This window comes from Microbacterium sp. CPCC 204701 (genome assembly GCF_004010105.1).
Taxonomy (GTDB): Bacteria; Actinomycetota; Actinomycetes; order Actinomycetales; family Microbacteriaceae; genus Microbacterium.
In genome coordinates, this window is sequence record NZ_RRYE01000230.1 from 1 (window position 1) to 4,877 (window position 4,877).

6 protein-coding genes are annotated in these 4,877 nt (G+C 71.2%); 4 read left to right on the forward strand and 2 right to left on the reverse strand.

Translation table 11 applies throughout. The annotated features are described in order from the left end of the window. From EIO58_RS12580 to EIO58_RS12595, 4 genes are all read left to right on the forward strand, one after another. A partial coding sequence (locus EIO58_RS12580; protein ID WP_274543216.1) for an urease accessory protein UreF occupies positions 1-419 on the forward strand: 419 nt, incomplete at its 5' end. A 38-nt stretch (positions 420-457) separates the two neighbouring features. Next, positions 458-1,093, forward strand: coding sequence for an urease accessory protein UreG (gene ureG / locus EIO58_RS12585; RefSeq protein WP_127819828.1), 636 nt, complete (start codon positions 458-460; stop codon positions 1,091-1,093). After that, the gene (locus EIO58_RS12590; RefSeq protein ID WP_205789257.1) at positions 1,090-2,127 is read left to right on the forward strand and encodes an urease accessory protein UreD; all 1,038 of its coding nucleotides are present in this window, start codon (positions 1,090-1,092) and stop codon (positions 2,125-2,127) included. The genes ureG and EIO58_RS12590 overlap by 4 nt, the downstream gene beginning before the upstream one ends. 25 nt (positions 2,128-2,152) lie before the next feature. Then, entirely contained in the window at positions 2,153-3,070 is a 918-nt protein-coding gene (locus EIO58_RS12595; RefSeq protein ID WP_127819829.1) for an urea transporter, read from the forward strand. On the opposite strand, the gene EIO58_RS12600 is transcribed toward EIO58_RS12595, so the two are convergent. Next, complete coding sequence (locus tag EIO58_RS12600) at positions 3,040-3,885, reverse strand: ABC transporter ATP-binding protein (protein WP_127819830.1); 846 nt, start codon at positions 3,883-3,885, stop codon at positions 3,040-3,042. The genes EIO58_RS12595 and EIO58_RS12600 overlap by 31 nt on opposite strands. Beyond that, positions 3,882-4,877, reverse strand: a 996-nt coding sequence (locus EIO58_RS12605; RefSeq protein WP_342447978.1) for an ABC transporter substrate-binding protein, incomplete at its 5' end; no start/stop codon positions are given. The genes EIO58_RS12600 and EIO58_RS12605, both read right to left, overlap by 4 nt.

A 4,877-nucleotide genomic window follows, 5' to 3' on the forward strand; every position in this document is an offset into this window, starting at 1 on the left:
GCGTCGCGAGCACGCGCAGCGGCAGACAGCTCGCCGACATCGCCGGCGAGGCGTTCGCGGGCGGTCCCGGCGACGCAGACATCGCGGCGTGGGCGGCGCGCGTGAAGGCGAAGCAGGCGCCGGGCTGCCAGCCGGTCGTCACGGCCGTCTGCTACGCGGCGACAGGCGTGCCGATCGCCGAAGCCGTGGCATCCGATCTGTTCGCCTTCGCCGCGAGCTTCGTCGGCGCCGCGCTGCGGCTGCGACTCACCGACCATCGCGGCGCCCAGGTGCTGCTGCGTCGCGTGCAGCCCGTGATCGAAGCGGTCACCGCGGACGCGGTCGCCCGCCCGCTGCGCGATCTGGGGGGCTTCGCGCCCGTCGCCGACATCATGTCCGCACGTCACGAGCGCGCCGAGGCGCGCCTGTTCACCAGCTGAGTCCGCCCCGCGGCCGGCACACACGAGAGGAAGAGCGCATGAGTGACAACGTCCTGCGGATCGGCATCGGAGGCCCGGTCGGGTCGGGGAAGACGGCCCTCACGGAAGCTCTCGTGCCGCTGCTGATCGCCGCCGGCCGCACCCCCGGCGTGATCACGAACGACATCTACACGCAGGAGGACGCGCACCATGTGCGGCGCGAACTCGCCGGCATCCTCGACCCCGAACGGGTCGTCGGCGTCGAGACGGGAGCCTGCCCGCACACCGCGGTGCGCGACGACCCCACCATGAACCTCGCCGCCGGCGAGGAGATGCTGGAGCGCTTCCCCGATATCGACACCCTCATCTACGAGTCGGGGGGCGACAACCTGACGCTCACGTTCTCGCCCGCGCTCGCGGACGTCTTCGTCTTCGTGCTCGACACGTCGGAGGGCGAGAAGATGCCGCGCAAGCGGGGTCCGGGCATCACCGAGAGCGACATCCTCGTCATCAACAAGATCGACATCGCGCAGTACGTGCGCACCGACCTCGCCGTGATGGAGCGCGATGCGCACGCCGTGCGCGGCGACCGCCCTGTCGTCCTCACGAACTCGCTTGATGGCACCGGGGTGCACGAGCTCCTCGAGACGATCATGGCCCTGTGGCACGCGTCGAAGGGCGAACTGGTCGCGTGAGCATCGTCGCGGCTGCGACGCCGATGGGGGATGCGCTCGCCGCGGCGGGCACCGACGCCCCGCTGTACGGCGGGCCGCGGCTGCAGCCTGCGCACTTCGAGCCCGCCCACGTTCCGGGCGAGGTCGCCCGCTACGGGAGCGACCCGCACACGCTCCCGGTCGGGAGCCCCGGCAAGGTCGGCGTACTCGAGCTCGAGTTCGCCCTCCGCGGCGGAGGGGAGGAGCGTCGCACCGAGCTCGTGCGGCACTTCCAGAAATCTCCGCTGCAGATCATGCGGCCGCTGTACTACGACCCGGCGCGACCCGACATGCCGTACACGTACCTGATGACGACGGGCGGCGGCATCCTCCACAACGACCGCCACCGCATGGACCTCGGGTTCGGGCCGGGTACCTCGGCGCACATCACGACGCAGGCGCATACCAAGCTCTACCGCATGGAGTCGGGCTACGCCACATCGCTCGTGCACCTGGACGTCGCCGAGGGCGCCTACGTGGAGTACCTTCCCGATCCCCTCATCCCCTACCGCGATGCGCGCTTCTACCAGCGCACAGCGGCGACCGTGCATGCCGATGCCACCCTGATCCTCGGCGAGACGATCTACGCCGGGCGGCTCAGCCGCGGCGAGCGCAACGCCTATACGGCGCTCGCGATGGACCTCGAGGTGAACAGGCCCGGGGGCGACCTCGAGCCGGTCGCGTTCGACCGCGTGCGGCTCGTGCCGCGCGGGGGCGAGGTGGGCGGCCGGGGCGTGATGGGCGGCCGCGACATCGTCTCGAGCCTCTACGTCTTCACCGGCCGCGTGCCCGCCCGCATCATCGCCGATCGGCTCCACGACACGGTGGAAGGGGCGCTCGCCGCCGCGCCCGACCCCGCAGCTCGCGCCGGCGTGAGTGTGCTCCCCTCCGAGAGCGGGGCGTGGCTGCGGTTCGTCGGCGACGACACCGTCACGTCGGCGACCGTGTTCTCCGCCGCCGCGGCGGCGATGCACGAGCTCATCACCGGCGATCCCGCGCCGGCGATCCGCAAATGATCGGCACGCCGAAGGGAGTGGGCACATGACGACAGGCACCGTCGCCGGGTGGCAGATGTGGGGGTTCGGCCTCGTCCGCGGCGCGTCGCAGATCTTCTTCCAGCAGAACCTCGTGAGCGGCGCGCTCGTGCTCGCAGCGTTCGTCGTCGCCGACTGGCGCATGGCGGTGCTCGCCCTGCTCGGGGCGGTGGGGGGCATGCTGGGCGGCCTCGCGACCGGCTACCGGAGCGCCGACATCGTCGCGGGCATGCAGTCGTTCTGCGGCACCCTGGTCGGCGCGGCGGTCTTCGCGGCGCTCGGCGGCGGGGCGTGGTGGTCGTATGTCCTCGCGTTCGCGGGCGGCCTCGCGACCGGCCCGGTGACCCGGCTGGTCGACGCGCTCTTCACGCGCACGGCGCTGAAGCGCTATCGGCTGCCGTACACGACAGCGCCGTTCGTCGTCGTCGCCACCGTGATCACGCTCACCACGACCGCGCTCGCGACGCCGGCTGCGGCATCCGATCTTCCCGACGATCCCGTGCCGGCGTTCCTGCTGTCTCTTCTCACGAACGTGTCGCAGGTGGTGCTCATCGACAATCCGATCTGCGGTGCGCTCATCCTCGCCGCCCTGTTCGTGGCGAGCTGGCGGGTCGGGCTCGCGGGCGTCCTGGGCAGCGCCGTCGGCTCGATCGTCGCGGTCGCGCTGGGGGAGTCGTGGAGCGACATCGCGAACGGGCTCGCGAACTACTCGGGGGTCCTCACCGCGATCGCGCTCGCCGTGACGTTCCTGCGCAGCTCGGTCGGCTCGTGGCTGTACGCGGTGCCGTGGATCGCGGTGACCGCCGTCGTGACGCTCGTCATGCACCGAGCCGGGATCGTGACGTACACGTGGCCGTACATCCTCACGAGCTGGGTCGCGCTCGTCGTGGCCTTCTACATCCGCGGGCTCGTGCGCACGTCCTGACCGGTGGGACGGGTGCCGTGACCGCCGGTGTGATCGTGGGTCTGCGGCATCCGATGATCCGGTGAGCGGAACAGCAGCTGCAGACGGCCGTCGCCCGCACGCACCGGGTCCACGTGGATGCCGTACACCGGCTCGACGACCGCGGGCCGCAGCACGTCCTCGGTGCGGCCGGCTGCTGCGACACGGCCGCGACTGAGCAGCACGAGGCGGTCGCAGTACCGCGCCGCGAGGTTGAGGTCGTGCAGCACCACCACCGTCGTCACGCCCAGCTCGCGCACGAGGGCGAGGATCTCGTGCTGGAAGTGGATGTCGAGGTGATTGGTCGGCTCGTCCATCAGCAGATGCGACGCCTGCTGCGCCAGAGCGCGTGCGATGAGCACGCGCTGCCGCTCGCCGCCGGAGAGCTCGGCGATGTCACGTGCGGCGAGGTGCCCTGCCCCGACGCGATCGAGCGAATCCGCGGCGATGTCGAGATCGGCGGCGGACTGGCGGCGCACGGCGCCCAGGTGCGGGCTCCGACCGAGCAGCACCGTGTCGGCCACCGACAGCGGCACGTCGCTGTGCGACTCCTGCGTCACGACCGCGACGACCTGGGCGAGCATGCGCGACGAGTACTGCGCGATGGGCGCATCGCCGACGCGGATCTCGCCGTGATCGGGGACGAGCGCCCGATAGAGGGCGCGCAGCAGGGTCGTCTTGCCGCTGCCGTTCGGTCCGATGAGCCCGACGACCTCGCCCTCGTCCGCGGCGAGGGTCACCTCGCGCAGGACGTCGACGCCGTCGTAGGCGTGCGTGACGTCGTCGGCGGAGATCATGAGCCCGCCTCGGACCATTCCACGATCTTCTCGAGTCCCGTGACCGACAGCGGCGTCGGAGGCTCGGTGAAGTTGAAGAGCTGGGGGAGCACGTCGCCCTGCTGGACCGCACGCAGCGCCTCACTGCCGGGAAGCCGCGCGAGCTCGGCGACGGCTCCGTCCGCGTCGCCCTGATGCAGCAGCACGAGGATGTCGGGATCGCGCGCGATGAGCTCTTCGATGCTGACCTCGAACACGCGCTCCGCGGTGTCGGCGAAGACGTTCTCGAATCCGGCGGCCTCAAGCTGCGGCTGCGACATCGACGCCCTGCCGTACGCGTAGAGCGGGCCGCCTCCGATCGACGGATACAGGACCGCAGCCGTGCGGAGCGCGGCATCCGCCGTCGCATCCTCCACAGCGGTGACACGGCTCTCGAGATCGTTCACGATGGCTTGAGCCTCGTCGGCGCGGTCGAAGACCGCCCCGAACATGCGGATCTGCTCGTAGAGCGTGCCGAAGGATGCGTCGCTTTCGCCCGACGTGCAGTACACGGGCTGGACGAGCGTGTTCACGCCGCCGTCTCGGAGTGCCTCGCGGGTGATCCCCTCGGGCAGCCCGAGCGCGAGGTCGGGTTCGTGGGCGAGCACCACCTCCGTCGACATCGTGAGGTGGCCTGAGGCGTCGATGTCGTCCGACAGCGACGTGATCCCCTCGATGCGACGTGTGAGGTCGGCGTCGTAGTACCCGTCGGGAAAGGAGCCGGCGCGCGCCACGACGCGATCGAGCACGCCGAGGCCGTCGAGGATCGTCACGGCCGCGCTCTCGAGCAGGATGACGCGCTCGGGCGGCGCGTCGAAGACGACCTTCTCGCCGCAGTTCTCGACAGTCAGGGGATAGCGGGTCGCGCCGGGCTCGGCGTCGGCCGCCCGCGGCGCCGACGTCTCGGCGCATCCGGCCATGGTCAGCGCGAGCGCCGCGAGGGCGGCGGCGAGTGCGCGTCGGGTTCGGCTCAC